This is a genomic window from Actinocrinis sp., from assembly GCF_035653575.1.
Classification (GTDB): domain Bacteria; phylum Actinomycetota; class Actinomycetes; order Streptomycetales; family Catenulisporaceae; genus Actinocrinis.
In genome coordinates this window covers 1-24,563 of the sequence record NZ_DASRBQ010000109.1, presented here as the reverse complement: position 1 = coordinate 24,563, position 24,563 = coordinate 1, and the positions used below count along the sequence as shown (strand labels likewise).

At 70.1% G+C, this 24,563-nt stretch carries 23 protein-coding genes; 10 read left to right on the top strand and 13 right to left on the bottom strand.

Features of this window, described 5'->3' with window-relative positions:
* Positions 1-9: 9 nt before the first annotated feature.
* From VFA06_RS15220 to nudC, 4 genes are all read left to right on the top strand, one after another.
* The gene (locus tag VFA06_RS15220; RefSeq protein WP_324841215.1) at positions 10-1,437 is read left to right on the top strand and encodes a PP2C family protein-serine/threonine phosphatase; all 1,428 of its coding nucleotides are present in this window, start codon (positions 10-12) and stop codon (positions 1,435-1,437) included.
* Positions 1,438-1,598: 161 nt separating this feature from the next.
* A complete protein-coding gene (locus VFA06_RS15215; RefSeq protein WP_324841214.1) occupies positions 1,599-2,810 on the top strand; it encodes a pyridoxal phosphate-dependent aminotransferase in 1,212 nt (403 codons plus the stop codon).
* Positions 2,811-2,839: 29 nt separating this feature from the next.
* Entirely contained in the window at positions 2,840-4,264 is a 1,425-nt protein-coding gene (locus VFA06_RS15210; protein ID WP_324841213.1) for a dipeptidase, read from the top strand.
* Positions 4,265-4,327: 63 nt separating this feature from the next.
* Entirely contained in the window at positions 4,328-5,287 is a 960-nt protein-coding gene (gene nudC, locus VFA06_RS15205) for an NAD(+) diphosphatase (protein ID WP_324841212.1), read from the top strand.
* A 37-nt stretch (positions 5,288-5,324) separates the two neighbouring features.
* On the opposite strand, the gene VFA06_RS15200 is transcribed toward nudC, so the two are convergent.
* Together VFA06_RS15200 and VFA06_RS15195 are read right to left on the bottom strand one after the other, a co-directional pair.
* The gene (locus VFA06_RS15200) at positions 5,325-6,422 is read right to left on the bottom strand and encodes an ABC transporter ATP-binding protein (protein WP_324841211.1); all 1,098 of its coding nucleotides are present in this window, start codon (positions 6,420-6,422) and stop codon (positions 5,325-5,327) included.
* A gap of 180 nt (positions 6,423-6,602) precedes the next feature.
* A complete protein-coding gene (locus VFA06_RS15195) occupies positions 6,603-6,842 on the bottom strand; it encodes a mycoredoxin (RefSeq protein ID WP_324841210.1) in 240 nt (79 codons plus the stop codon).
* A 127-nt stretch (positions 6,843-6,969) separates the two neighbouring features.
* Between VFA06_RS15195 and VFA06_RS15190 the strand changes: the two genes are divergently transcribed.
* A complete protein-coding gene (locus VFA06_RS15190; RefSeq protein ID WP_324841209.1) occupies positions 6,970-9,198 on the top strand; it encodes an ATP-dependent DNA helicase UvrD2 in 2,229 nt (742 codons plus the stop codon).
* 14 nt (positions 9,199-9,212) lie between these two features.
* On the opposite strand, the gene VFA06_RS15185 is transcribed toward VFA06_RS15190, so the two are convergent.
* Together VFA06_RS15185 and VFA06_RS15180 are read right to left on the bottom strand one after the other, a co-directional pair.
* A complete protein-coding gene (locus VFA06_RS15185; RefSeq protein ID WP_324841208.1) occupies positions 9,213-9,707 on the bottom strand; it encodes a hypothetical protein in 495 nt (164 codons plus the stop codon).
* Positions 9,708-9,928: 221 nt separating this feature from the next.
* A complete protein-coding gene (locus VFA06_RS15180; RefSeq protein WP_324841207.1) occupies positions 9,929-10,681 on the bottom strand; it encodes a hypothetical protein in 753 nt (250 codons plus the stop codon).
* 366 nt (positions 10,682-11,047) lie between these two features.
* On the opposite strand from VFA06_RS15180, the gene VFA06_RS15175 reads away from it, so the two are divergent.
* The 3 genes from VFA06_RS15175 to VFA06_RS15165 all read left to right on the top strand — a co-directional run bounded on the left by VFA06_RS15175 (position 11,048) and on the right by VFA06_RS15165 (position 12,220).
* On the top strand, positions 11,048-11,410 hold the full coding sequence (locus VFA06_RS15175) for a hypothetical protein (protein ID WP_324841206.1): 363 nt from the start codon (positions 11,048-11,050) through the stop codon (positions 11,408-11,410).
* Between the two features lie 145 nt (positions 11,411-11,555).
* Positions 11,556-11,945, top strand: a complete 390-nt coding sequence (locus VFA06_RS15170; RefSeq protein ID WP_414639899.1) for a WhiB family transcriptional regulator — start codon at positions 11,556-11,558, stop codon at positions 11,943-11,945.
* Between the two features lie 68 nt (positions 11,946-12,013).
* Positions 12,014-12,220: a hypothetical protein gene (locus VFA06_RS15165; protein WP_324841204.1), complete on the top strand. Its 207-nt coding sequence runs from the start codon at positions 12,014-12,016 to the stop codon at positions 12,218-12,220.
* Between the two features lie 148 nt (positions 12,221-12,368).
* On the opposite strand, the gene VFA06_RS15160 is transcribed toward VFA06_RS15165, so the two are convergent.
* On the bottom strand, positions 12,369-14,567 hold the full coding sequence (locus tag VFA06_RS15160; RefSeq protein WP_324841203.1) for a hypothetical protein: 2,199 nt from the start codon (positions 14,565-14,567) through the stop codon (positions 12,369-12,371).
* Between the two features lie 242 nt (positions 14,568-14,809).
* On the opposite strand from VFA06_RS15160, the gene VFA06_RS15155 reads away from it, so the two are divergent.
* Entirely contained in the window at positions 14,810-15,310 is a 501-nt protein-coding gene (locus VFA06_RS15155) for an FBP domain-containing protein (protein WP_324841202.1), read from the top strand.
* A 20-nt stretch (positions 15,311-15,330) separates the two neighbouring features.
* Here VFA06_RS15155 and VFA06_RS15150 read toward each other — a convergent pair whose 3' ends face one another.
* The 3 genes from VFA06_RS15150 to VFA06_RS15140 form a co-directional block, all read right to left on the bottom strand.
* A complete protein-coding gene (locus VFA06_RS15150) occupies positions 15,331-16,737 on the bottom strand; it encodes an AarF/ABC1/UbiB kinase family protein (RefSeq protein ID WP_349260194.1) in 1,407 nt (468 codons plus the stop codon).
* Positions 16,734-17,846 (bottom strand): ThiF family adenylyltransferase, encoded by a 1,113-nt coding sequence (locus VFA06_RS15145; RefSeq protein ID WP_324841200.1) that lies wholly within the window; start codon positions 17,844-17,846, stop codon positions 16,734-16,736. The genes VFA06_RS15150 and VFA06_RS15145 overlap by 4 nt, the downstream gene beginning before the upstream one ends.
* Positions 17,847-18,110: 264 nt before the next feature.
* A complete protein-coding gene (locus VFA06_RS15140; protein ID WP_324841199.1) occupies positions 18,111-18,269 on the bottom strand; it encodes a DUF5679 domain-containing protein in 159 nt (52 codons plus the stop codon).
* A gap of 707 nt (positions 18,270-18,976) precedes the next feature.
* On the opposite strand from VFA06_RS15140, the gene VFA06_RS15135 reads away from it, so the two are divergent.
* Entirely contained in the window at positions 18,977-19,576 is a 600-nt protein-coding gene (locus VFA06_RS15135; RefSeq protein ID WP_324841198.1) for a M48 family metallopeptidase, read from the top strand.
* Between the two features lie 150 nt (positions 19,577-19,726).
* On the opposite strand, the gene VFA06_RS15130 is transcribed toward VFA06_RS15135, so the two are convergent.
* The 5 genes from VFA06_RS15130 to VFA06_RS15110 all read right to left on the bottom strand — a co-directional run.
* Complete coding sequence (locus VFA06_RS15130) at positions 19,727-19,912, bottom strand: CsbD family protein (protein WP_324841197.1); 186 nt, start codon at positions 19,910-19,912, stop codon at positions 19,727-19,729.
* Positions 19,913-20,016: 104 nt separating this feature from the next.
* Positions 20,017-22,791, bottom strand: a complete 2,775-nt coding sequence (locus tag VFA06_RS15125) for a CHAT domain-containing tetratricopeptide repeat protein (protein ID WP_324841196.1) — start codon at positions 22,789-22,791, stop codon at positions 20,017-20,019.
* A 12-nt stretch (positions 22,792-22,803) separates the two neighbouring features.
* Positions 22,804-23,283, bottom strand: coding sequence for a hypothetical protein (locus tag VFA06_RS15120; RefSeq protein WP_324841195.1), 480 nt, complete (start codon positions 23,281-23,283; stop codon positions 22,804-22,806).
* A 68-nt stretch (positions 23,284-23,351) separates the two neighbouring features.
* On the bottom strand, positions 23,352-23,897 hold the full coding sequence (locus VFA06_RS15115) for a sigma-70 family RNA polymerase sigma factor (protein ID WP_324841194.1): 546 nt from the start codon (positions 23,895-23,897) through the stop codon (positions 23,352-23,354).
* Positions 23,898-23,959: 62 nt separating this feature from the next.
* Positions 23,960-24,563: S8 family peptidase (locus tag VFA06_RS15110; protein WP_324841193.1), on the bottom strand; the 604-nt coding region annotated here is incomplete at its 5' end.

The window sequence follows — 24,563 nt, the reverse complement described above, 5'->3', positions numbered from 1 at the left end:
GTCTTCACCGTGACCACCGCAACACACCTGGACCCCAGGCGTCCCGAGCGCACAGAGGAAGCGCTTCACGCGCACCACCGCACCGTGCGCAGGGCGCCGGTTCGGCGTATCCCGCGCCGGGCCTGGCGGATCGCGGTCTACGCGGCGCCCGCGCTTTGGGTGGCGTGCATCGTGGCCTTGAGCCTGGCGTTGCAACTCGGCGCCCAACTGACGCCGCTGCTCGCCGCCGCGCCGGCCATCGCCTGCGCCGGAACGGGACGCCGCCAGTGCATCGCGCTCGGCTGCGCGTGCGCGCTGCTCGCCCTCCTGCCCTTCCGGCCCGGATCCGAGGAGTTCGGCGAGCGGCTCGGCATCGCGCCGACCATCCTCATCGTCACCTTCGCCACCTACCTGGTCGCTCAGCGGCGACTGCGCACCCAGCGCGCGTACGACGAGGTGCGCCAGATCGCCGAGGTGACCCAGCGGGTGCTGCTGCGGCCGGTGCCCGCGCGGATCGGGTCGGTCGTCACAGCCGTCGAGTACCTGTCGGCGGCCAGCGGTGCGCAGATCGGCGGCGACTTCTACGAGATCATCGAGACCCCGTACGGCGTGCGGGCGATCCTCGGCGACATGCGCGGCAATGGGCTGGACGCGGTCAGCGGCGCCGCCGCGTTGCTCGGCGCCTTCCGTGAGGCCGGCGCGGTGGAACCCGCGCTGGAGGCAGTGGCGGTTCGGCTCGACGCGGCCTTGGCGCGCCGCGCTTCGGAGATACGGCACGCGGAACTCGTCCGGCAGGCGCAACAGCAGCCCGAGTCCGGCGGGCAGGGCAAGGCGAGGACTGACGCGCTCCGCGACGCGCATGCCGAGACCTGGGCCGAGGACTTCGCGACCGCGGTCCTTGTCGAGATTCCTACTGTCGGCGCGCAGAAGGCCCTCGGTTCTCGCGCAAAGAGCGCTACCAGGGCGACGAGTGCTAACAAGACGAAGAACGCCCTTGGTTCTGGGGGCGCAGTGAATCCGGGGGGCGCTGCCGATCCCAAGAGCGTCCCGGAAGGCGACGGGCAGCAGACCCGGCACGATCCGGGCGCCGCCGAGGCGACTCTCGTGCTGTGCGGGCATCCCGCGCCCCTGCTGGTGCACGGCACCGACACGCGGCTGATCGAGTCCGCGTCGTGCAGCCTCCCGCTCGGCCTCGGCTCGCTCGTCAACGAACCCTATGCCGCCAGCGCGATCACCGTGCCGTTCGGGCCCGGCGACTCGCTCCTGCTCTACACCGACGGGGTCTCGGACGCGCGCGCTCGCTGTGGCGCCTTCTTCCCGCTCGAACCGCTGCTGCGCGGGGTCTGCGACCTGCCGCCGAACATGATCGCCGGCTTCCTGCGCGGCCGGCTGCTCGGTCATATGCAGGGCGAACTGAACGATGACGCGGCGCTGCTGGTGCTGCGCCGCGAGGGCTGAAAACCCAGCCCGCACCGTCCACGCGACGGGTCGCATCGCGAAACACCCATGCGGATCACCGGAACGCCTGATACAAACGGCGAAAGGCAGCGCACAAGCCGCTGACGCCGCCGAAGCCGCCGGTCCGCCGCGAGAGCGCCCGCGCCCTGGAGTTGAGTCACGTGGAGTTCAAGCAATCCCGGAAGCTGTCCGAGGTCCAATACGACCTGCGCGGACCCGTCCTCACCCGGGCCAAGCAGCTGGAGGCCGAGGGGCACTCCATCCTCAAGCTCAACATCGGCAACCCGGCCCCGTTCGGCTTCGAGGCCCCGGACGAGCTGGTGCAGGACGTGATCCTCGGCCTGCCCGACTCCAACGGCTACGGCGACTCCAAGGGACTGCCCTCGGCCCGGCGCGCGATCGTGCAGTCGTACCAGACCCGCGGCCTCATCGGCATCGACATCGAGGACGTATACATCGGCAACGGCGTGTCCGAGCTGATCGGCATGGTGCTCAACGCGCTGCTCGACAACGGCGACGAGGTGCTGATCCCGGCGCCCGACTACCCGCTGTGGACGGGCGCGACCGCGCTAGCCGGGGGCCGGCCGGTGCACTACCTGTGCGACGAACAGTCCGACTGGATCCCGGACATCGCCGACATCGAGTCGAAGGTCACCCCGCGCACCAAGGCGATCGTGGTCATCAATCCGAACAACCCGACCGGCGCGGTCTATCCGCAGCAGGTCATCGACGACCTGGTCGAGGTGGCCCGGCGGCACCAGCTGATGGTGCTCTCCGACGAGATCTACGACAAGATCCTCTACGACGACGCCGTGCACAGGCCGACCGCGCTCTCCTGCCCCGACCTGCTGGCGATCACCTTCAACGGCCTGTCCAAGACCTACCGCGCGGCCGGCTACCGCATGGGCTGGATGGTGATCAGCGGCCCGAAGGAGCACGCCGGGGACTACATCCAGGGCCTCGACATCCTGGCCAACCTGCGGCTCGGCCCGAACGTCCCGGTGCAGCACGCGGTACAGGCCGCGCTCGGCGGCTTCCAGTCCATCGACCGGCTGACCGAACCCGGCGGCCGCCTCTGGGAGCAGCGCAACCGCACCTACGAGCTGCTGAACCAGATCCCGGGCGTCTCCTGCACCAAGGCACAGGGCGCGATCTACGCCTTCCCGCGGCTCGACCCGAGCGTCTACAAGATCACCGACGACGAGCGTTTCGTGATGGACCTGCTCAACGCGGAGAAGATGCTGGTCATGCACGGCACCGCGTTCAACTGGCCGTACCCAGACCACTTCCGCATCGTCACGCTGCCGCGGGTGCGGGACCTGGAGGACGCCATCGCCGGCCTGGCCCGGTTCTTGGCGACCTACCAGCAATGAGCGATCGCGTCGACCGGTAGGGTCGGATCATGTCCACCGACAGCACCATTTCCGTTCGCACCTTCGTCGAGCAGAACTCGGCCGGGTTCGTCGAAGACCTCAAGGACTGGCTGCGGATCCCCTCCGTCTCCGGCGACCCCGACCGGGTCGGCGACGTGCGGGCCTCGGCCGAATGGCTCGCCGCAAAGCTGCGCGCCATCGGCTTCCCGACCGTGGAAGTCTGGGAGACCGCGGACGGGGCCGCCCTGCCCTCCGTGTTCGCCGAGTGGCCTTCCGGCGACTCCGACGCACCGACCGTGGCCGTATACGGTCACCACGACGTGCAGCCGGCCACCCCGCTTGAGCTGTGGGAGACCGCGCCCTTCGAGCCGACCGTGCGTGACGGCAAGCTGTTCGCCCGCGGCGCCTCCGACGACAAGGGCCAGCTCTTCTTCCATCTGCTCGGCGTGCGCGCGCACCTCGCCGCGACCGGCCGCAGCGCGCCCGCCGTCAACCTCAAGCTGATCGTCGAGGGTGAGGAGGAGTCCGGCTCGCCGAACTTCGCCGCCCTGTTGCGCGAGCACGCCGACCGGCTGGCCTGCGACGTCGTGGTCGTCTCGGACACCGGCATGTGGGACCGGCAGACTCCGTCCACCGTCACCGGCATGCGCGGTCTGATCGCCGCTCAGATCGACGTGCGCGGCCCGAGCGGCGACGTGCACTCCGGCTCCTTCGGCGGCGCCATCCCGAACCCGGTCACCGAGCTGGTCCGGCTGCTCGCCGGGCTGCATGACGAGAACCGGCACGTGACGCTGCCCGGCTTCTACGACGGCATCGTCGAGCTGACCGAGCACGAGCGGCACCTGTTCGCGAAGCTGCCGTTCGACGAGGCTGCCTGGCTGCGCACCGCCAAGTCGCCGGCCGCGGTCGGCGAGGCCGGATTCAGCACCCTGGAGCGGATCTGGGCGCGGCCGACCGCCGAGATCAACGGCATCTGGGGCGGGCACACCGGCCACGGCTCGAAGACCATTGTGCCGTCCGAGGCCCACGCCAAGCTCTCCTTCCGGCTGGTCGCGGGTCAGGACCCGGCGCAGGTGCGCAAGGCGCTGGAGTCCTGGCTCGCCGAGCGCGTGCCGGAGTGGATCCAGTACGAGGTCTCGTACGAGGGCGAGGGCGTGCGCCCCTGCCTGACCCCGCTCGACCACCCCGCGCTCCAATCCATCACTCGCGCGCTCGGACGGGCGTTCGCCGCGGATCCGGACGGCGAGCCGCGCGAGATCCTCTACACCCGCGAGGGCGGTTCCGGCCCTGAGGCGGACCTTCAGGACGTGCTCGGCGCGCCGGTGGTCTTCCTCGGCGTCTCACTGCCCGAAGACGGCTGGCACGCCCCGAACGAGCGCGTGGACGTCGCCAACCTGCTCAAGGGCGCGGAGGCCGCGGCCTACCTGTGGGAAGATCTCGCAAGGAACAAGTGATCACGCTGCGTCGTTGCAGACGTCGGGCACTATGGGGTGCCGCCCAAGGGAGGGAAACGAGCGATGGCCGACCACCGCGACGCGGCGACCGGACCGCTCGGACGGCTGGCCCTGGCGCGCGGCGCCGTGGACCGCACCGCTGAACTTCGCCTCGATGAGCTGGCCCTCGCCGCCGCCTGGTCGAACCCGGACACCCGGGTCCTGGTGGTCAGCGAGGGCCGGGCGTTCGTGCTCGACGAGCCGGACCCGGTCCAGCCCGGCGCGACCAAGCCGCGGCTGGTGACGCTGCCCTCATACGACGCGCCGGAAGGCGACCGTTACCTGCTCGGCCGGGACGAGAGCGGCTACACCTACTTCGCCGTCCCGGCCGAGACGCTGCCCGGCCGCATGGACGGTGACGCGCGCCCCGCGTCGCTGCGCGAGGTCGGCGTGCAGCTTTCGGATCGCGACGCCGGCCTGCTCACCCACGCGGTCGCGCTTGAGCACTGGCACCGCAGCCACCGCTACTGCTCGCGCTGCGGCCACCCGACCGAGGTCGCCGCAGCCGGGCACATCCGCCGCTGTGCGAACTGCGGTACAGAGCATTATCCGCGCACGGACCCGGCCGTGATCATGGCGGTCACCGACCCCGACGAGCGGCTGCTGCTCGGCCGCGGCTCGGCCTGGGACCAGCGGCGCTTCTCGGTGTTGGCCGGCTTCGTCGAGCCGGGGGAGTCGCTGGAACAGGCGGTCGCCCGCGAGGTGGCCGAGGAGGCCGGGCTGACCGTCACCTCGGTGACCTACCTGGGCAGCCAGCCGTGGCCGTTCCCGTGCAGCCTGATGCTGGGCTTCACGGCGACCGTGGACGACCCGGAGCGGGTGCGCGCGGACGGCGAGGAAGTGCTGGAAGTGCGCTGGTTCACCCGCGCGGAGCTTGCCGAGGCCGCGGCGTCCGGGCAGGTCGTGCTCTCCGGTCAGATCTCCATCGCGCGCTCGCTGATCGAGCACTGGTACGGCGGTCCGATCGCCGAGGCGGCGCGCTGAGCGAGGCTCCTCGGGCAGGCCTGAGCCGAAACAGGGCTCAGCGCTGAGGGGTCAGCCGGCGACCGGTGCGCGTCTCGAAGAAGTGCACCGAGTCCAGTGAAAGTTCCAGGCCGACTGCGGAGCCCGGGCGCGGCGTGGCATGCGGTTCGCAGCGCACGACGATCGTCTTGCGGCCCTCTCCGACACCGGTAGAGCAGTGCGCGTACGCGACGTAGCCGAGGTTCTCGACAGCCTCGACATGCGCGTACAGGCCGCTGCCCGGTGAGGTGATCTGGACCGTGTCCGGGCGGAACCCGACGGTCACCTCAGGCACCTGCAGCTCAGCGGTGGTCTTGCGGTCCAGCGGCAGCTCGATCACGTTCACGTCGCCGAGCACCGCCCAGTCGTACTCGACCCGCGCCTTGATCAGGTTCATCGGCGGCGAACCAACGAACGCACCGACGTACGCGTTGAGCGGGTTCTCGTACAGGGCGCGCGGCGTATCGCACTGCAGGAGCACGCCGTCCTTCATCACCGCGATGCGGTCGCCCATCGTCATGGCTTCGATCTGATCGTGCGTCACGTAGATCGTCGTAGCTTCAAGCCGCCGCTGCATGTTCACGATCTGGGTACGCACGTCCGTGCGCAGCTTTGCGTCAAGGGCGCCGAGCGGCTCGTCCATCAGGAAGACTTTGGGTTCACGCATCATGGCGCGGCCCATCGCGACCCGTTGCTGCTCACCGCCGGAAAGCGTGCGCGGCATCCGGTCCAGCGTCGGGGTCAGGTCGAGCTGGGCGGCCATCCGGCGCACCCTTCGCGCGACCGCCGAGTGCGGCGCGCCGGTCAGCGACAGCCGGAAACCGAGATTCTCGGCGACCGTCATCTGCGGGTACAGCGCGTAGTTCTGGAACACCATCGCGATGTCGCGATCACCAGGTTGCGTCTCGGTGACGTCGACGCCGTCGATGAACACCGCGCCGGTGTCCACCGTCTCCAGCCCGGCAAGCATCCGCAGCGCGGTGGTCTTTCCGCAGCCGCTGGCTCCGAGCAACACCATGAACTCACCGGACTCGACCGTGAGGTTCAAACAGTCGACGGCCGGACTCTTCGTCCCCAGATACGTGTGGGACGCATCGACGAACTCGACGGTAGCCATGAACTCCACCCGGACCAGTACCGAACACTGTTGTACGTGTGCCTGCTGTACGTGTGCTGTCGTACCTTTGGTGCGGTGTGCGCTGGTGCCACTGCCGCGGCGCGCGCAAGAGCACACGACACGGCAGTAGGCGCAACCTACTCCGGGTGAACGCTGTTTGGCGAGGGTGTTACATGGTCGTCAGGCGAGTTTCGCCTGGACCTGAGCAAGACTCGGGTTTGTCAGCGCCGATCCGTCCGGGAACGTCACAGTAGGCACCGTCTGATTACCGTTGTTCACAGACATCACATAATCAGCCGCTTCCGGGTTCCGCTCGATGTCGACCTCGGCGTACTCGATCCCGGCCCGCTCAAGCTGGCCCTTGAGCCGGCGGCAGTACCCGCACCAGGGCGTCGAGTACATCGTGATCTGCGCTGCCATCACTGCTCCAATTCCGCTTGTCCGGTCGCGTCGCCGGTCATTTCGTTAACCACCTCGGCGGCCAGAGTCTTCCCGGATCCCGCGGAGCCTCAGCGCGCTGTCGGTGCCGCCTGAGAGTATTGCTCCCATGACCAACCCGACCGCGGCCGACAGCGGGGAGGCCCTGCTCGCCGGACTCGACCCCGAACAGCGCGCGGTCGCCACCGCGTTGCACGGCCCGGTGTGCGTGCTCGCCGGCGCCGGGACGGGCAAGACTAGGGCGATCACGCACCGCATCGCGTACGCGGTGGCGTGCGGGGTCTTCCCGGCGAACCAGGTGCTCGCGGTCACCTTCACCGCGCGCGCGGCGGGGGAGATGCGCGGCCGGCTGCGCATGCTGGGCGCGGGGATGGTGCAGGCGCGGACCTTCCACGCGGCCGCGCTGCGTCAGTTGCAGTACTTCTGGCCGCACACGGTCGGCGGGCCGCCGCCGCAGCTGATAGACACCAAGCTCCCGCTGATAGCGGAGGCGGTCGCGGCCTGCCGGATGCGCGCGGACCGCACCGAACTGCGCGACCTGGCCAGCGAGATCGAGTGGGCCAAGGCCACCCAGACCACTCCGGACGACTATCCGGTGGCCGCGGCGAAGGCCGGCCGCATGCCGCCGCGCGACCCCGCGGAGACCGGCCGGGTGTACGCGGCCTACGAAGCGGTCAAGCGCGATCGCGGCATGATCGACTTCGAAGACGTGCTGCTGCTGACCATCGGGGTGCTGGAGACCCGCCCGGACATCGCGGACCGGGTGCGGGACCAGTACCGGCACTTCGTCGTGGACGAATACCAGGACGTCAACCCGCTGCAACAGCGGCTGCTCGACTGCTGGCTCGGGAAGCGCGACTCGGTGTGCGTGGTCGGCGACGCGAGCCAGACCATTTACTCGTTCACCGGCGCCACGCCCGAGTACCTGCTCGGCTTCCCGGACCGCTACCCGGACGCGACGCTGGTGCGGCTCGTACGCGACTACCGGTCCACGCCCCAGGTCGTGGCGCTGGCTAACGCGCTGCTGAGCGAGGCGCCCACGGACACGCTCGCGCAGCGACGCACCGCGCGGGCGAGGGTCGAGCTGGTCGCCCAGCGGCCGCCGGGCCCGGCCGTCGAGTACGAGGAGTACGCCGACGAGACCGCCGAGGCGGAAGGCGTCGCACGCTGGATCAAGCAGCTGATCGACGCGGGTACCCGGCCCGCCGAGATCGCCGTGCTGTTTCGGATCAACGCGCAGTCCGAGGCCTACGAGCAGGCGTTCGCAGACCTCGGCGTGCCTTACGTCGTGCGCGGCGTCGAGCGCTTCTTCGACCGGCCCGAAGTGCGTCAGGCCAAGACGCTGCTGCAAGGCGCCGCGGTCGCCGCCGTGGGCGCGGATCCCGAACCGCTGCCGAGTGCGGTGCGCGCGGTGCTCTCCAGCAACGGCACCTGGAGCCCGACGCCCCCGGCGGGCTCCGGTCGGCAGCGTGAGGCGTGGGAGTCGCTGGCCGCGCTCGCCGCGCTGTCCGAGGAATACGCGTCCGCGCATCCCGAAGCCGGTCTCGCCGAGTTCGTGCGCGAACTGGACGCCCGCGCCGCCGTGCAGCACGCCCCGGTGGTCGACGGCGTGACGCTGGCCTCGCTGCACTCCGCAAAGGGCCTGGAGTGGGACGCGGTGCTGCTGGTCGGGCTTACCGAAGGCCTGCTGCCGATCAGCTATGCGGAGACCCCGGATCAGGTGGAGGAGGAGCGGCGGCTGCTGTACGTCGGGGTGACCAGGGCCCGGGAACGGCTGCGGCTCTCCTGGGCGCTGGCCCGGTCACCCGGCGGACGGGCCACGCGCCGGCCATCCCGGTTCCTCGACGCGTTGCGCGAAGCGCAGGAGGCTCGATCCGGCGGACCTGGCGGCTCAGTCGTGCGCGGCCGAGGGGGAGCGGGACGCGCAGGCGGCGACGAGGCCAAGCGGTCGCGCCGCGCCGGGCCGGTGCGTTGCCGGGTGTGCGGACGCGCGCTGATCGAGGCGGTGGAGCGCAAGCTCGGCCGGTGCGTCGACTGTCCGTCGGATCTCGACGAGGCGTTGTTCGAGCGGTTGCGCGAGTGGCGTTCCGCGCGGGCGAAGGAGCAATCGCTTCCGGCGTACTGCGTCTTCACCGACGCGACGCTGACCGCGATCGCCGAATCGCGCCCCGCCGACCGTGCGGCGCTGGCCGGCATCCCGGGCGTCGGCGCGACCAAGCTGGAGCGCTACGCGGATGACGTACTCGCATTGCTCGGCGCGGCAGGCGGCGCGGCGGACGGGGACGGCGACGCGGACGAGGACAGCGCGGACACCGAAGACGGAGGCGAACTCTTCTGACCCGCGCGCCGAAGTTAGAAGGTCTCGCTCGCTGAGGGAATCGCGCACAGGTCGTCGGCGTACTGGATTGCGCCGCTGATCAGCTCCTGCAGCGAACCGTGCATCTTGCCGTTGATCGTCAGCACCCGTACCACGACGGTCACCGGCTGGCGGTGGGTGATCGGGTGCGGGGAGGCCGCGCACTCGCCGCGTGTGTACAGCCGCAGGTTGGTCGTGGCGTTCGGCGGAATGACGACCTGGTGGTGATCCCAGACCAGCTTCGGCGCGTTGGGCACGGTCAGTCCGATGACGGTCACCTGGTACGGGCTGTCGTTGCGAATCGGAACCGTGACGGCGGTGTAGTCACCCGGCGATACGTACGTCGAGAGCTCCGCGCCCGACCGGATGATCGCCGAGTTGTTCGCGGCCCTGACCTTGTACCCGTGGTTGTACACCCAACTGCCGACCGCCCCGGCGATCGCGGCCACCGCCATGAGCACGGCGATGCCGATGCGGCGCCGCCGGTTCACGGAGCTAGCAGTGCCGGTACTGACAGAGTCGGTACTGACAGCGCCAACACTGACAGAGTCGGCGCTGACGGAAGTAGCGGCGCTGGCGGAAGGGACTCCGGTACCAGCCGCGCCTGACTCCGCCACCTCGGGCGGTGCCGTTTCAGACGGCACGGCTTCCCCCGGCACAGCCTCCGGCTGCGCTGCCTCCGACGGCGCCAAGTCCGGCTCGCGCTTGTCGCTCACCGCGTGCACACCCTTCCCTGGAGCGCGGCCGCCGTGGTGTCGATGACCAGAAACGCCGTGTGCTTCTTCTTGTTCGTGTCCCGCAGGTCGAAGGCGATCGTCGTGGGCTGCTGCGCCGCCGTCTGCCCGCCCTGCACCAGCGTGCGCGCCACGCTGCCCGCCGCGTCACAGTTCACCGTCACCGTGCCGACCAGATGGATCGTCCCATTGCCCAGGATGTAGCCGTTCCCGTTGTCCGGCCGCAGCACGACTGGGCCGGCCAGGTACGGCCCGGTCAGCGTTGCGGGCTGTATCACGACGCCGTCCGGGCTGTCGTTCGCGATCGAGATGGAGACGCGCGCGGTCTGACTTCCGGTGAGCACCTCACTCGGCAGCACCGGATACTTCGGCGTCTCGCCGTCGGCCCACGTGATCTGCACCTCCGGCTGCCCGCCGAGATGCACCACCGCTACTCCGCGGTTGGCCACGGCCCGCGTCCCCAGGAACACCGAGCTGCACAACGTCCAGCCGACCGCGCCGACCACCACGATCAGCAGCACCCGGTCCGCCGCCCGCTTCGTCCGGCGCCAGCCCGGCGCCGCGAAGTAGCGCGACACCGGCCGCGACACCGCGCCCAGGACCGCCGCGAACGCCGCGGCCGGGCCGGAGCGCGCCGCGGACCGGCCGCCGGTCGCGGTCACGTCCGCGCCTTCGCCGTCGCCGACGGGCGCCCGCGCCGCGGACGCGGAGGATTCGGTGCTGGTCGACACAGTCCTAGATGACGCGAGGCGCGGCATCGGTGTTCCCGTCTTTATCGAGTCGTGCCCTGCCACTTTTCCCCGAGAAGTTCGCCCGCAAGGGGTGACACCGCCGATCAACCATGACAGGATAGTGGGGCGAACACGGGGGACGCTGCGGCGTCGGTTCTCAGCACTCGGCATCCCTTGCTCTTCGTAGCGACAAATGCGCAGCTCAAAAATAGTTTGCGCGGCCGGAGTAGCTACCCTAGCCTCTCCAGCACACGGACTTGGCCGGATTTTCCGGCCGATCCACCCGGCAGAACCACCGAATAGTGGAACCCGCCGCCACCGGCTCGCCCCCGGTGTCGGCCGAGAAATAGGCAGGAGGCGAGACCCGTGAGGAACGAATCCATGGTGACGACGATTCCGTCCGCCGCGGTCCTGCCGGCCTGCCCATCGCTGTCGGACGTCACCGCTACGTTCGCTCCCGCCGCCCTTTCCCTCAGCTCCGCCGCCGCCCAGGTCTGGGCCGGTGCGCTGGTGCGACCGCAGGGCCGCGTCGAGGCCACTGGTGTCGGCTATGCCGCCACCCCGGCCGTCGCCGCGAAGCGACGCGGAGTCGATCGTGACGTCGACGGCAGCACGACGGCCAACGGCAAGCGCGTGATCGCGAACGGTACCACCGGCACCACCAAGCAGCAGGACCAGCTTCACCTGATGTCCCGTCGGGACCCACGACCCTGGAGACCACCGGTCTGACAACCAGTCAGACGAGCGACCTCCAGGCCGCGGAACCCGATTATCCGGGATCCGCGGCCTTCTTGTTCCTCCGGCGAGAAACCGGTGGTGCGAGGGGCGGCGGGACCTGAACCGCATTCAGATCACGACCGAGGAAGACGGCGAGTTGACCGAGACAGCGAAGGTCGAAACCCGCAGCCAGATCCCCAGCACCACCGCAGTGACCCCAGGCCCCGCAGCCGGCGGCGCCGAGACCGAGAGGAAGGAATCAACGATGCAGTTGACCGTGTTCGAGCCGGTCGCGCTCGCCGACGACCTGCCCTGCCGCTCCACCGACCCGGAGCTGTTCTTCGCGGAGTCGCCGGCCGACGTCGAGCTCGCGAAGAGCATCTGCACCGCCTGCCCGATCCGCGAGGCCTGCCTCTCCGGAGCGCTCGAGCGCAAGGAGCCGTGGGGCGTCTGGGGCGGCGAGTTGTTCGTCCAGGGCGTGATCGTGGCCCGCAAGCGGCCGCGTGGACGGCCGCGCAAGACCGACGTCGTCGCCGTCGCGGCTTGACCGCGCGACGACCCGCAACCAGCAAGCAAACAGGCAACACCCACCGAATCCAGAAAGTGACAACCCCGATGTCCACCACTGACTTGTTCGTTCCCCCGGTTCCCGGCCACGCCAACCCGTCCGACCTGCGCGTCAGGAGCAACGTCATGCTGCACACGCACTATCAGCTCGCACAAGAACTGCACCGTGAACGCTTACGACAAGCGGAAGAGCACCGCCTCCGCCGCACCATGCTGCGGGCGCGCCGCGCGCTCGCCCAGCAGCTCATGCGATAACGCGGAGCAAGAAGCAGTAGCAGTAGCAGTAGCAGAGAACTGAAACGGCTGGCCCGCCCCGGAACGAACTCCGGGGCGGGCCAGCCGTCTTCGTGCTGCGGATCCTCAGCTCGACCGGCTTCAGATCCTCGCCGCGTCAGTCAGGCGCTCACGCCTTTCCGATCAGCGTCGTCGCCGAGGAGATCAGGGCCGGAATGCTGTTGTGCCCGGTGCCCTGGATCCCGTGCGGGGCGAGCGCGGCGTGTGAGTAAGCCGAGAACCCGCCGTCATCGAAGAACTGGCCGTTGATCAGCTGGTTCATCTGCGCCGCGATCGCGTCGCGCTCCTGGCCGAGCGCCGCGAGCGCCGCATCGGTCTGCAGATAGGTCGCGTCACCCGGCGAGGTGGACTCGATCGCCGCGGTCGCCCGCTTCAGCGTCGCGGCGGCGAACTGCCCGACCGAGGCGTTCAGCTGCTTGTACGCGGCGGCCAGCGCTTCATACAGCGGCAGCGCGGTGCGCACCGACTGCGGCAGCGCCCGCGGGTTCAAGAACCCGATCAGCGGCACACCGTCGTACGCGTAGTCGTCGCTGAGCCCGAGCAGCGCCATCATCGTCGGCCGGATGTCCGTGTGGTCCGACCACACCGCCTTGGTCACGCCGAGGTGCTTGATGCCCGGCCCGACCAGGCCGAGCCAGGTGGTGTTGATGTCGGGGGAGAAGTCGCCGTGGTTCCACGCGAACGCCGCCTGCGCCTGCACACACGGCGAGTTGCAGTTCGCCGCGCCGCTGAAGACGAAGTAGTCCGGATCGGCGAACTCGGTCACCGTCGGCGTGCGCAGCGGGTCCCCGGTGACCATGTGCAGGATGTTCATCTCGGTCTGGTCCGCCAGGTAGTTGACGATCGGACCGGTGGTGCCGGTGTACGGATTGGTCGCGGTGACCGCGGCCACGGCCTTCTCGAAGGACCTGGTGGTCGGGTCGTCCTGCGCCGGGTTGCCGTTGATGTAGTAGTTCGGCGCCGAGTCCGCGTGCACACCGAACGGCGTCGTGTTGTTCTGCTGCGTGGCGAGCAGGCCCTTGATGTTCGCGTTGACCTCGCCGATCTGCGAGTACGTACACGGGATGGTGACGCCGTCGCAGTTCGCCGGGCTCGGCTTGCCGCCGACGAAGTGGTCGTTCTCGTCGGAGGTCACCACGAACATGGTGTTGCTCTTGTTGATCCCGTCCTTGGCCAGACGGGCGAAGAACTGGCCGAACGCGGTGTCGTACGACTTGAGCGCCGCGACGTACCCGGCCTCTCCGGGCCCGTAGGCGCTGACGGTGCTGTGGTTGTCGTGCGCGTCGGAGATGTACGCGTACGTGACCGGGACGCCCGCCTCCTGCATCTGCGCGACGTAGCCCAGGCTGTTGGCCGCGGTCATGCCGTCGAAGCCGGGGAAGCCGGGGTTGCCGGCCGAGTCGACGATCGGAGTGGTGCCGTCGACCTGGGTCACCGGGCCGCTCGGCGAGATCGCCGGGTTGGTGTACTTCGCTCCGAACAGCCCCTGGTAGCCGGTGTAGCTGCCCGGCTCGTCGGGCAGCAGGTCAGGCTTGGCGTTCGGCGAGCCGGCGCACAGCTTCGAGTCCTTGGCGCAGTGCACGCCGATGCCGACGAAGTCGGTGAAGGCCAGGTTCGGGTTGGCGGCCAGTTCCGCCGCCTCGGCCGAGTTCGGGCCGAACACCTTCGGAATGTCGATCTTGGTGTTCTCCAGGATCGTGTTCGCCGTCGACACCGCCCCGAAATCGCAGCCGGCCCGGGTGTAGGCGACCCACGGCGCCGGGGTGTTCTTCCCGGCCCGAGTGACCATCTCAGGCGCCGTGTCGGTCGGCGTCGGGGTGGAGGAGTCCGCGACCCCGTCGGTCCAGTAGGCGAAGGAGGCGGCCGAGTTCGTGACCCCGGTCGGGGTGTAGTAGCGGAACGAGTTGGAGATCGGCTGGCCGTGGTTCGAGCCGTACATGCCGGTGATCGAGGTGAGGATGTCGTTGCCGGTGTGCGCGATCAGCGGCGTGTGGTGGTTGGCGTCCATGGTGCCGTTGCCGGTGATGAAGTTCAGCAGGTTCGGCATCTGCTCCAGGTCGCTGGGCACGTTCGGGTTGTCCCGGGTCAGGTGCACGTTGTCGAACTGAAGGTAGATCACGTGCTTGATCGAGCTGCCCGGCTGGCTGAGCAGGCAGCCCGGATCGGCGCTGGCGACGGACTTGCCCGAATCACGCGCGCCCGGCGCGGTCCCCGCCCGCGCGGCCGCGGCCGAGGCGCCGGCCACCAGGGCCACCGCGAGCAGCGGCACGAGGCCGCGCGCGCGACCCCGCCTTCCCGTGCTTTCCATCCGATTCCCTCTCCCAAGGTCGAGACGTTCAGCATCCTGACGTACGAGGCGGCCGCGGCGCGGCCAGATACGACCTAAGCGCAGAAGGGCCGCAATGTCATCGGTGGAAACCCTCAAAACGACGGGATTTTGCGGCCACAGGGGTCGGAGGATCGTACCTTTATCACAGAAGGCTGCTGGCCGCGGGCCAGGGCCAGGCAAATTCCGACGACGCGCGCGGCGCCGGATGCTAGCGTCGGACCATGATCCCGGTCACCGAGAAGGAACTGCGCGAGTCCTTCGTGAACTGTTCGAAGGGCGAGGCGGCCAGGATAAATCTGCCGGCCGGTCTGGCCCGGCTGCCGTGGGAGGACCTCGACTTCCTCGGCTGGCGCGATCCCAAGGCCCCGGACCGCGGCTATCTGGTGGCCGAATACCAGGACCGGCTGGTCGGAGTGACCATGCGGGTGCCGACGGGCGTGCGCCGGGCCCTGGTGAAGACGACGGTCTGCTCCATCTGCGTGACCGCGCATCCCGGCACCGGTGTCTCGCTGTTCGCCGCCCCGAAGGCCGGGCCCAGCGGGCGCCAGGGCAACACGGTCGGCACGTATATCTGCGCCGACCTGGCCTGCCCGCTGTACGTGCGCGGCAAGAAGATCTCCGACCTCGGTTCGCGCTTCGAGGAGTCGATGACTCTGGAGGAGCAGGTGGCCCGCACGAGGCTGAACCTGGAGCAGTTCCTGGATCAGGTCTTCAAGCCCTAGGCCAGCTGGGCGTTACCGCATTACTGCGCCACCGCGTCCTCGTCCGCCTCGTCGCCGCGGTCCAAGCCCTCCTCGGCGAAACCGGGCAGCCAGTCGCCCAGCTCGCCACGCACCGGGACCGTCGCGCCGAGCTGGCACAGGATGCCCAGGCCGCCCATGGTGACGCGGTGGATGAGCAGGTATGACGGAGGCAGGTTCAGCCTGCGCCCGAGCGAGGCGGCCGGATTCTTGCCGTTGGCCAGGTGCGCGGCCTGCTCGCGCAGCCACTCGCGGCTGAAGGAGAACTGCGGACCGCGCAGGGGATCGATCAGCGGGGCGAGGTAGTCGAGCACGGCCTCCGGGTCCAGTTCGGTGCCGGGCTTGAGGAAACCCTCCTCGCGCAGCGTCTGCGCCACCTCTACGGCGTTCCCGGCCAGCGCGCCACGCAGCGCCACGCCGATCGCCTCGGGCATCCCGTTCGGCAGCCGGTTGACCGCGCCGAAGTCCAGCACGCCGAACCGCCATGCCGTCGGGTCATCCGGGTCCACGTCCGCGATGGCCGCGCCCGGCTCGGCGGGCAGCAGCCGGAAGTTGCCGGGATGCGGGTCGGCATGCAGCATCCCCACGCGTTCCGGACCGGAGTAGAGGAACCTGACCAGCAACGTGCCCGCGCGATCGCGTTGCGCCTGGGTGCCGTTGGCGATCACTGACGCCAGCGGGATGCCGGGCAGCCATTCGGTCACCAGCACCGTGCCGGCCTGCTCGACCACGTCCGGGACGGTGATGTCGGCGTCGTCGGCGTAGCCCTTCGCGTAGCTCGACTGGGCCGCCGCCTCGGCCGCGTAGTCCAGCTCCTCGGCGATCCGCGTGCGCAGCTCGGCGATCAGCGGCTTCACCTCGATGCCGGGCACCAGCAGGCTGAACAGCCGGGCGACCCGGGCCAGCTGGTTGAGGTCGCCGAGCAGTGCCTTGCCCGCGCCCGGGTACTGGATCTTCACCGCGACGTCGCGGCCGTCGTGCCACACCGCGCGGTGAACCTGCCCGATCGACGCGGCGGCGGCCGGCCTGTCGTCAAAAGAGCTGAACTTCTCGCGCCAGTTCGGCCCGAAGGCGGCGGCGAGCGATTTGTGCACCGAGGCCGCGGGCAATGCCGGCGCGTTCTCCTGAAGCCCGGTCAACGCGGCGCGGTAAGGCCGCGCCAACTCGTCCGGTAGCGCGGCCTCGAAGACCGAGAGTGCCTGGCCGAACTTCATCGCCCCGCCCTTGAGCTCGCCCAGAACCCGGAAGAGCTGCTCGGCGGTGCGCTGCTGGACCTCGGTCAGCACGGCGGCCGCGGGAGCGCCGCCGAGCCGCTTGCCGAGACCCATGGTGGCCCGGCCGGCCAGGCCGAGCGGCAGCGTCGCCAGCTTGGCGGTACGGGCTACGGCATTGCGCGGCAGGTCACTCACATGGTCCATTCTGCCAGTCCGATCGTGGACAAAGGCGGGGCGGCCGCCTCGAACAGACGCAGATCGTCGTCGCCGCGGTCGCGCTCCACGCAGCTACACGCCGGATGCTCCGGAACCGGGAACCGCTCCGGAAGCGCATATGGCAGCGCGAACGACCACACCGCTCCCACGCTCGGCGGCGTCTGTCCGTCGAGGTAGGCGAGCGCATGCAGGACCGCGAAGTTGGCGGCGAGGGCGGCCAGCGTGGTGTCACAGGCGGGCCGCGTCGTAGCCCCGTCCGCTGCGAGACCGGCCTGGGCACGCGGCCACAGCGGATCGCGGTCGGTCAGGGCGAGATCGCGGCAACGGGTACACGGCGTACGCCGCGGTACGACGAGTGGCCCCAGTACCGCACGGTCTTCACACACCTCTACCAGCAGATGCGGTACCAGCCGTCGGGTCAGATCGACCAGCAGCTCGGTAGGCGGCCGCTCGCCGGGCGCGATGATCGTCAGGTCGGCGGCGGTGCGCCGGGGCGCGAGCACGGTGTTCGCGGAGGGCGCCAACAGGCGGATCGCGCGGGCCACGGCATCCTGTCGGCGCATCCCGACGTCCTCTTCGCGATATGCGCCCGGCCCGGTGTCCTCGTGCCGGACGGTCGCGCCGTCGACCGGAACGATCGTGCCGATTCCGGCCGCCGCCAACCGCAGCGCCGTCTGGGTTCCGACCCGGCCGAGTCCGTGCACCGATACCGAGAAGCCGCGCCGCCGTTCCAGTGCGCGCACGGCCCCGCCGGGCAGCCGGTGACGCAGCCCGAGGCCGCTGAGGTCGGGGTCCAGCCGGGCCCGTTCGCCGGGGGCGAGGGCGGTCAGCGCGGAAGTGTCGAGGGCGGCGTCGTCGAGGCAGCCGTCCGCGGCCAGCCGGTCGAGCAGATCAAGGGTGTCGCCGCGCGCCACGCCGATTCGTTCGGCGTAGCTGAGCAGGGCCTCGATGTCGCGGGTGCCGTCCAGCGCGTCGATCACGGCGCGCGCCGCCCCGGTCATCCGATAGCGGTGGCTGGTAGCCGGGCCCCGGCCGAGTTGGAGCGTGCGCTCGTCGTGCCAGATGCGGCTCAGCGCCGGCTTGAGCACCGGTCGCATCGCGCTGCTGGCCCTCCGGAGAAGCTGGATTGAGAACGGGTCGTGCTCAGCCGGAGCGATGATCGAAGAGTTGTGACGAACACGAAGATCAGAAGATCTGTGCGCAGTCAGGCACCTCACGACGCGGCGCCCGCTCCGGCTGCAGTGTGTCCTGTTCGCCACGTAATGCCCGATTCCGCTGCGTGTCCTTCGGCTGCGCCGCGGCAGCGCCGGACGCTCGAGCGCCCGACGCCCCCGGCATCGGCAGCCGCTCGGTCACGCCTTGCCGAGAATCCGGTTCACCTTCGTGCCGCAGGTCGGACAGGTGCCCTGCGCCATCCTGCGCCCCGAGTCGCTGATCTTGATCTCGCCGGTGAAGTGCCGCTTCTCCTTGCACTTCACGCAGTAAGCCTCGCCCGTGTACGTCTCGGCCATGGTCGGCCCTCCTGTTGTTCCTGACTCTTCGCGATGGAACGCGATCGTGCGCCCCGTCCGCCGGGCTCGGCGGTCGGGCGATAGGCCACCCTACGCGAGAGCACACACCGCACACGCATCGTGGCCCATGCGTGCGGCCTGAGCGTTATGCGGTACCCACTTAAGGGTGATTAGTCACACCGCAGCTGTGACGGATCACTGATCCGGCCGGGTTCGGGGAGGGGGTGCGATCATGGCGCCGGGCAACCGGCCCGGTGATTCCTCCGGCGCCGCAGAGGGGCGCTGAGCGGAGGGCGTCCTTCGGAATAGGGGGCGTTCCCCTTCGAAATACACGCCGCGGGGCCCCCAGGCGCGCACTCCGCCGACCGGGGCGCGAAGCCGCCGGGGCGGGAGCCGTTTTCCGAGAGCCCCGCATCCAGAGAGCGACGCTACGGGCTGCCGGGGCCGACCGTCAATTGGATCCCACGGACGGCTGTGGATAACCCTGGGGATAACCTGGGGAAACATCGGCGCGCCTTTGTGGACATCCACCGCTACCCTGTGGACAAACCTGTGAATCCAGCCGCGGCGCCCCTGCTGACCAGCGGCGCCAAAGAATCTTGGACAATCGCCGAAAAGCCGTCCGCTGGGCGGCTGTGGACAAGTTTTCGGCGCAGCGGGCCCGCCGGGGCGGGCCGAAAGGGCGCTCAGCCGCTAATTTGGTTGACATGGCAGCGGACCGCACCGACCGGCCGGCCGCCGGGACCGGCGCCGCCGACCCGGCCGTCGAAGTGCGCCGTTCGCCGCGCCGCCGCCGGACCGTCTCCGCGTACCGCGAAGGTGACCGAACGGTCGTGCTCATCCCGGCGCAGATGTCCGCCGGGGAGGAGGAGCGCTGGGTGCGGGCGATGCTCGACCGGCTTGAACGCCGGGAGCGGCGCAGCGCCTTGAACGAACCGGAGCTGGCCCGCCGCGCGCTGGCGCTTTCGGCGCAGTATCTGGGCGGCCGGGCCCGGCCGGTCTCGGTGCGCTGGGTCGGCAATCAGGCCGCGCGCTGGGGCTCGTGCACTCCGGTTGACGGGACCATCCGGATCTCCGACCGGGTCCGCGGTCTGCCCGAATACGTCCTGGACTACGTATTGCTGCACGAGCTGGCACACCTGCTCGTGCCCAACCACGGCCCCAAGTTCTGGGCGCTGTTGGAGTCCTATCCGCGTACCGAACGCGCGCGCGGCTACCTTGAGGGCTACGCACGCTCCGACGGATCGGCCGACCGCGACCAGGACGACGACGCGAAGAACTCGGACGACGCTGAAGTCGAAGACTGAGCTCAGGGAAAAGCAAGGCGGGCGCGCATCGGCGGCTCTCACCGCGATACGCGCCCTGCTTGGTCTATCGATCTAGGCCCGACGGGCGCCGGACCGCCTGTACCCGCGGCGATCGGGTACACACGCGTCGCTCGCGCCCGTCTAGCGGACTCAGCGACCCTTCGCCGCGTCCTTGATGTTGTCGCCGGCCTTCTTCAGCGAACCAGCGGTCTTGTCGGCCTTGCCCTCGGCCTCCGTGCTGCGGTCCCCGGTGGCCGCGCCGACCTTCTCCTTGACCTTGCCCTTGACCTTCTGCGCCTGGTGGTCGGCCTTGCGCGCCGCATCCTCGGCGGTCATGTCCGGTCATCCCTTCTGTTCGGTTTCAGTCGATACAGTCGGGTGCCCAGGATCGCGCCAAGCATTCACGCGCGCAGAACGACGGCGACAGCGTTCCCCGTGCGTCAGCCCGCGCCGAAGCAGACGAAGCCGCGCGCGTCAGGAACCGCCCGCTGGGCCTCGACCAGGGCGAGTGCCGGGCTGAGCCCCCGATCAAGCGCCCCGTGGAACACATTCATCAGCTCGCGGGTCTCGGCGTCGCCGACCGGCGCCACCGACGCGATCAGCGTGCGCGTGCCGAGCGCGAACACCGCGCTGGCCACGCCCATCAGCTCGTCACCGGGCCGGATGCCGGACAGCGCCGCATCACAGGCCGAGAGCACCAGCGTGGCCGGAGCCTGCTCGATGCCTTCCAGGTCGTAGACGGTCAACGGTCCGTCTGCCAGCTCCAGGCTGGAGAACAGCGGGTTGTCCGACCGGAACCGCCCGTGCGCCGCGATGTGGGCCAGTTGCGCGCCGTCCAGCGCCTCGGCCACCGCCTGAGCCGTGGCGTCCGCGCCGACCAACGGCTTGGCCAGCGGGTAACGGCGGGCCAGATCGCCGATCTCGGCCTCGGCGTGCGGCAGACCCGGGCCGTAGGCGAGCACCACCTGGCCGCTGACGCGATCGTGTTCAGCCGCGGCGGACGCCGGCGCGCTCGCGATCGCGTGGTGTGCCCCCAGGACGTGCCCGGGGCCGCGTCGCGCCGCATCCTCACCCGCCTGCCCCGGCGTGGCGGGCTTCGCCAGCACGTCTTGCGCCTGAGCGTTGACCGCGGTCAGCCACGAACGCGCCGACGGCGACACGGTCACCTGGCGATCTGTCAGCGACGGCAGCGCCGACCAGGCCAACGCGTGCAGTGAACCGGTCGGCACCAGCACCAGCGGCCGATCCCCGATCCGCTTGGCCAGCGGCCGCACCAGCGCGTTGTCCAGCTCGCCGCGGGCGTACTCGTAGGCGGCCACCGCGGCCTGCTGCAGCGCCTTGGAGCCGTGCCGCCGCGCCATCCGCTCAAGCGAGAAGCGCAGCGAGTCGACCTCGGAGAGCACCGCCTTGTACGAGCCGAGCGCGTGGTGCCGGGCCGTTCCGTCCACCAGGCTCACCGCGTGCAGCGCGTCGTCAACGCGCAGGTACTCCACCAGCGCACGCTCACCGAGCCTGGCACCGAGCGCGGCGACGTTGAGCCGCGGCTCCGGTGCGTATTCGCCGCCCGGTGCGTGCCGAGCCAGCTCTTTGACTTCCTGTTCCAGGCGCAGCCGCTCGGTCTGCAACCCATGCACGTTCTTTCCGGCGAGACCGTCCTCGGCGATCTGCGCGACCACCGCGCGCAGCCGGGCGAGTCGCGCCGCGAACGCCGCGTCGTCGGGAGGCCGCACCGGCCGACGCCGCAGCGTGGCAGCCCGCCACTGCTCCGCCCTCAGCAGCACCTGCCGCGCGGAACCGCCGGCCAGCGCCAGCCGCAATCCGGTCTTGGCCAGGTCCGCGCCCATCATTGCGGCACCTGCACGCAGGTCGGTGGCGCCGAGGTTGCCCGCGTAGTCCGCGGCGGCGCGCAACCCCTGGTCTACCGCGCGGCCCGCGCCCTTGATGTCACCGCGCATCTCGCGCAACGCGGACTCGGCCTCCCAGCCGACGACCCGCAGGCGCGCCGAACCGCGGCGGCGCACGGCGGCGATCTTGGTGAACAGCTCCACCGCCTCGGCGTCGCGGCCCAGCGCCAAGGCCGTCTGCGCGGCGAGCAGCTTGCTCTCCTGCGGCGTGATCAACCACCCGGCCTGTTCCAGCTGCTCCGAGTTGCGCACGAGGTCACGCAGGATGCGTACGCTGCACTCTCCTGCGGCGACTCGTGCCGCGAGCTCGATATGCGAAGCCCACGTCGCCCAGTTCGGCCGCCGCTGCTTGGTGAAGGCCACGCGCGCCGCGTGCGCGTACATCGTCGCGGCCGCGGCGTCATCGGCCGCCAGCGCCGCCTTCGCGGCGGTCAGCCGCGCCTCGGCCGCGCTGAACGCGAATCCGGACTGCTCGTGGCCCTCGGCCGCCTGCTCAGCGCAATGTCGCGCCTCTTCGACGAGACCGGCCTCAAGCAACGCGTCCGCACGGTCAGCCAGGTTCGGGTTGATCGGCAAGCCGAGCTGCGCGGCCAGCTCGCGCGCCTCGTCGAGCATTTGCAGGGCCTTGGGCAGGTCTCCGGCCCGCAGCGCGGCGAACCCGAGATTGTGCCGTGCGCCCTGCTGCAGTACGTGAAAGCCGTTGTCGCGGGCCATTTCCACGGCGATCGTCAAGTCCGCGTCGGCGGCTCGATGATCACCCTCGTAGGCGAGCAACGTGCCGCGCAGCAGGAACATCACCGTCTGCCAACGCGCGTCGCCGTGTTCCCGCAATGGACGCTCCGCCGCCCGATAACAGGAAAGCGCCTCTTCGCGCCGTCCTGTCCGATAAAGCACCAGGCCCAGATTCACTCGCAGTCGAGCGAGCTCTGGCGCACCACCGGGAACGTTGGCGAGAGTGGCTTCCGCTAGCGCCGCCTCGGCGAGCGCGGCCTGTGTGTTCCCCGAGTCCGCGAGGATGACGAGCAGCGACGTACGAGCCTGAGCGGCCCGCAGCGGAAAACCTTCGCGGTCCCCGAGCTTGACAGCGGCGCGCAGCGCGGCCCTGGCGGCGGGTAGCTCGCCAAGCTGCTTGCGGGCGAGGCCGAGTGCCCTGAGCGCCGCGCATGCCGCCTCGTCCCGGCGGTTGACCGCGAGCAGCTCGGCGGCTCGCTCGCAGGCGCTCCTGGGATCGCGTTGCGCATCTTCTACAAGGACAAGCGCCTCGGCGAGGCGACGCTCGTCATCGCGTGGAGTCCCGGCAGCGGTGCGCACTGACCCAGCTTCTCAGGCGTCGACCCATTCGGTCACTACCTGAGTGCCATCCGGCATGGTGCAGCGAAGCCGCAGCAGCCCGGCAGGAACCGCGCTGAGCGAGAAGCGACCGAGATGATCGACGGGTGCGGTCAGGGACTGCCCTGCTTGTGCGGCCGACTCCAGGGCGATGTGGTGCGGGCCGGACGGGACCAGCTGACCGATGAGCTTGCGCGCTCCGCCCACCTCGGTCGCCTCGATCGCCACCGTCATCCCGGGGGCCTCGAACGTAAGCAGCCGGTGTTCGCCGTGCGCGCGCGTCGCCGAGCCGACCAGCTGTTCCTCGTCGATGAGTTGCGCCAGCTGGGCGTCCATGTCACGCCAGGCGAAGGCGGATCGCGCGGCCGAGACGACGGCGTCCGGTACCGGATCGAGGTGGTCGAACATGGCACCGACGCGTCTCAGCAGCTTCGCGTCCTCGACGCTCTCGCCTACTGATCGGTTGCTTTCCATGATTCCCTACTTCCCCCGGTGCGGATGGACATTGCGTGGCGTTGTGCTGGTCGGCGTAACCGTGCGCGTTACGTCGCCAATCGGGCGCGTAACCGATCGAGGCAGCGCGCCCTCGTCGGCCCGATCGAGCCCACCGGAATGCTCAACGCGGCGGCGACCTCCGCGTAACTGTCCAGTGGCGAGACCGCGAGCACCCGCAACAGGCTGCGGCAACGCTCGGAAAGAGCGGCGAAGGCGTCCCATAACTCGCGGTGCTCGTCCTGCTCAATGGTGCGTTGCTCAGGGTCCTGATCGTCGTCTTCGTCCTCTTCGCCAGGACCTTCGTACATCGGCACCTCTCGGTCCCTGCGGCGCAGCACGCCGATGGACTCGCGCCGGGCCGTGGTGGCCAGCCAGCCGGCCAGCCGGGTCGGATCGTTGATCGCGTCGAGGTGTTCGACCAGCCGCAGCCAGGTGGTCTGGCACACGTCCGCGGCGTCGGCATCGGAGAGCCGGAAACTGCGCGCGACCGACCAGACCAATCGGGCGAACCTGCTCACCAGCAGATCCCACGCCTTCTGGTCCCCGCCCGCCGCCCCCGCGAGCAGTTCCTGCGTGCTGGAGTCCTCGTCCACGGCCACACCCTTTCCCGCGCCCACCTGAGCGACAGCGCGGGAAAGGGTATCGATCCAAGAGGTCACTCGACCACCACGCCGAAGTCCGGGTGGCACTGCCGGCTGGCCGGGTCGAGCAGCGCCTCGGCCGCCTCGATCGCGCTCAGGTGCTTGGACGCGGCGAACCCGGCGATCGCCCCGGCGACCCGCGGCGCGGCGAACGAGGTACCCGACCATTCGGCGAACCCGAAGAACTCATGCCCGTCGTTGATGAACGGCCCGCAGACGTTCGCGCCGACGGTGCAGGCGTCCACCCACCAGCCGTGGTTGGAGAACTCGGCGCGGCGGGTGCCGTCCGGCTCAAGCGCGCCGACCGCGACGCAGCTCTTGAGCGTGGCGGGCCAGAACGGGCGGTTCGAGCCGCTGTTGCCCGCGGCGACTACGATCACGGTCTGCTTACCGAAGCGGTTGAGCGCCTCCGCGACCAGCGGCGAGGGCTCGTCGTCGAAGGTGTAACCGCCGAGCGAGAGGTTGAGCACGTCCAGGGTCTCGCCCGTGGCGCGCATCCGGTCCCGCAGGCGGGCGAGGGACCGCAAGACCTCCAGTTCGTCACCGATCCCGTCGTCGCCCAGCGCGCGCTCGATCATCAGGAACGCAGTGGGTGCCTGGCGCAACAGCGTCCCGGCG

Bases quoted from the DNA above. Each gene is read 5' to 3' on its own strand.
- VFA06_RS15210 (WP_324841213.1), top strand. From the start codon at position 2,840: ATGTCCACCGACAGCACCATTTCCGTTCGCACCTTCGTCGAGCAGAAC.
- nudC (WP_324841212.1), top strand. From the start codon at position 4,328: ATGGCCGACCACCGCGACGCGGCGACCGGACCGCTCGGACGGCTGGCC.
- VFA06_RS15200 (WP_324841211.1), bottom strand. From the start codon at position 6,422: ATGGCTACCGTCGAGTTCGTCGATGCGTCCCACACGTATCTGGGGACG.
- VFA06_RS15195 (WP_324841210.1), bottom strand. From the start codon at position 6,842: ATGGCAGCGCAGATCACGATGTACTCGACGCCCTGGTGCGGGTACTGC.
- VFA06_RS15190 (WP_324841209.1), top strand. From the start codon at position 6,970: ATGACCAACCCGACCGCGGCCGACAGCGGGGAGGCCCTGCTCGCCGGA.
- VFA06_RS15165 (WP_324841204.1), top strand. From the start codon at position 12,014: ATGTCCACCACTGACTTGTTCGTTCCCCCGGTTCCCGGCCACGCCAAC.
- VFA06_RS15160 (WP_324841203.1), bottom strand. From the start codon at position 14,567: ATGGAAAGCACGGGAAGGCGGGGTCGCGCGCGCGGCCTCGTGCCGCTG.
- VFA06_RS15155 (WP_324841202.1), top strand. From the start codon at position 14,810: ATGATCCCGGTCACCGAGAAGGAACTGCGCGAGTCCTTCGTGAACTGT.
- VFA06_RS15140 (WP_324841199.1), bottom strand. From the start codon at position 18,269: ATGGCCGAGACGTACACGGGCGAGGCTTACTGCGTGAAGTGCAAGGAG.
- VFA06_RS15135 (WP_324841198.1), top strand. From the start codon at position 18,977: ATGGCAGCGGACCGCACCGACCGGCCGGCCGCCGGGACCGGCGCCGCC.
- VFA06_RS15130 (WP_324841197.1), bottom strand. From the start codon at position 19,912: ATGACCGCCGAGGATGCGGCGCGCAAGGCCGACCACCAGGCGCAGAAG.
- VFA06_RS15120 (WP_324841195.1), bottom strand. From the start codon at position 23,283: ATGGAAAGCAACCGATCAGTAGGCGAGAGCGTCGAGGACGCGAAGCTG.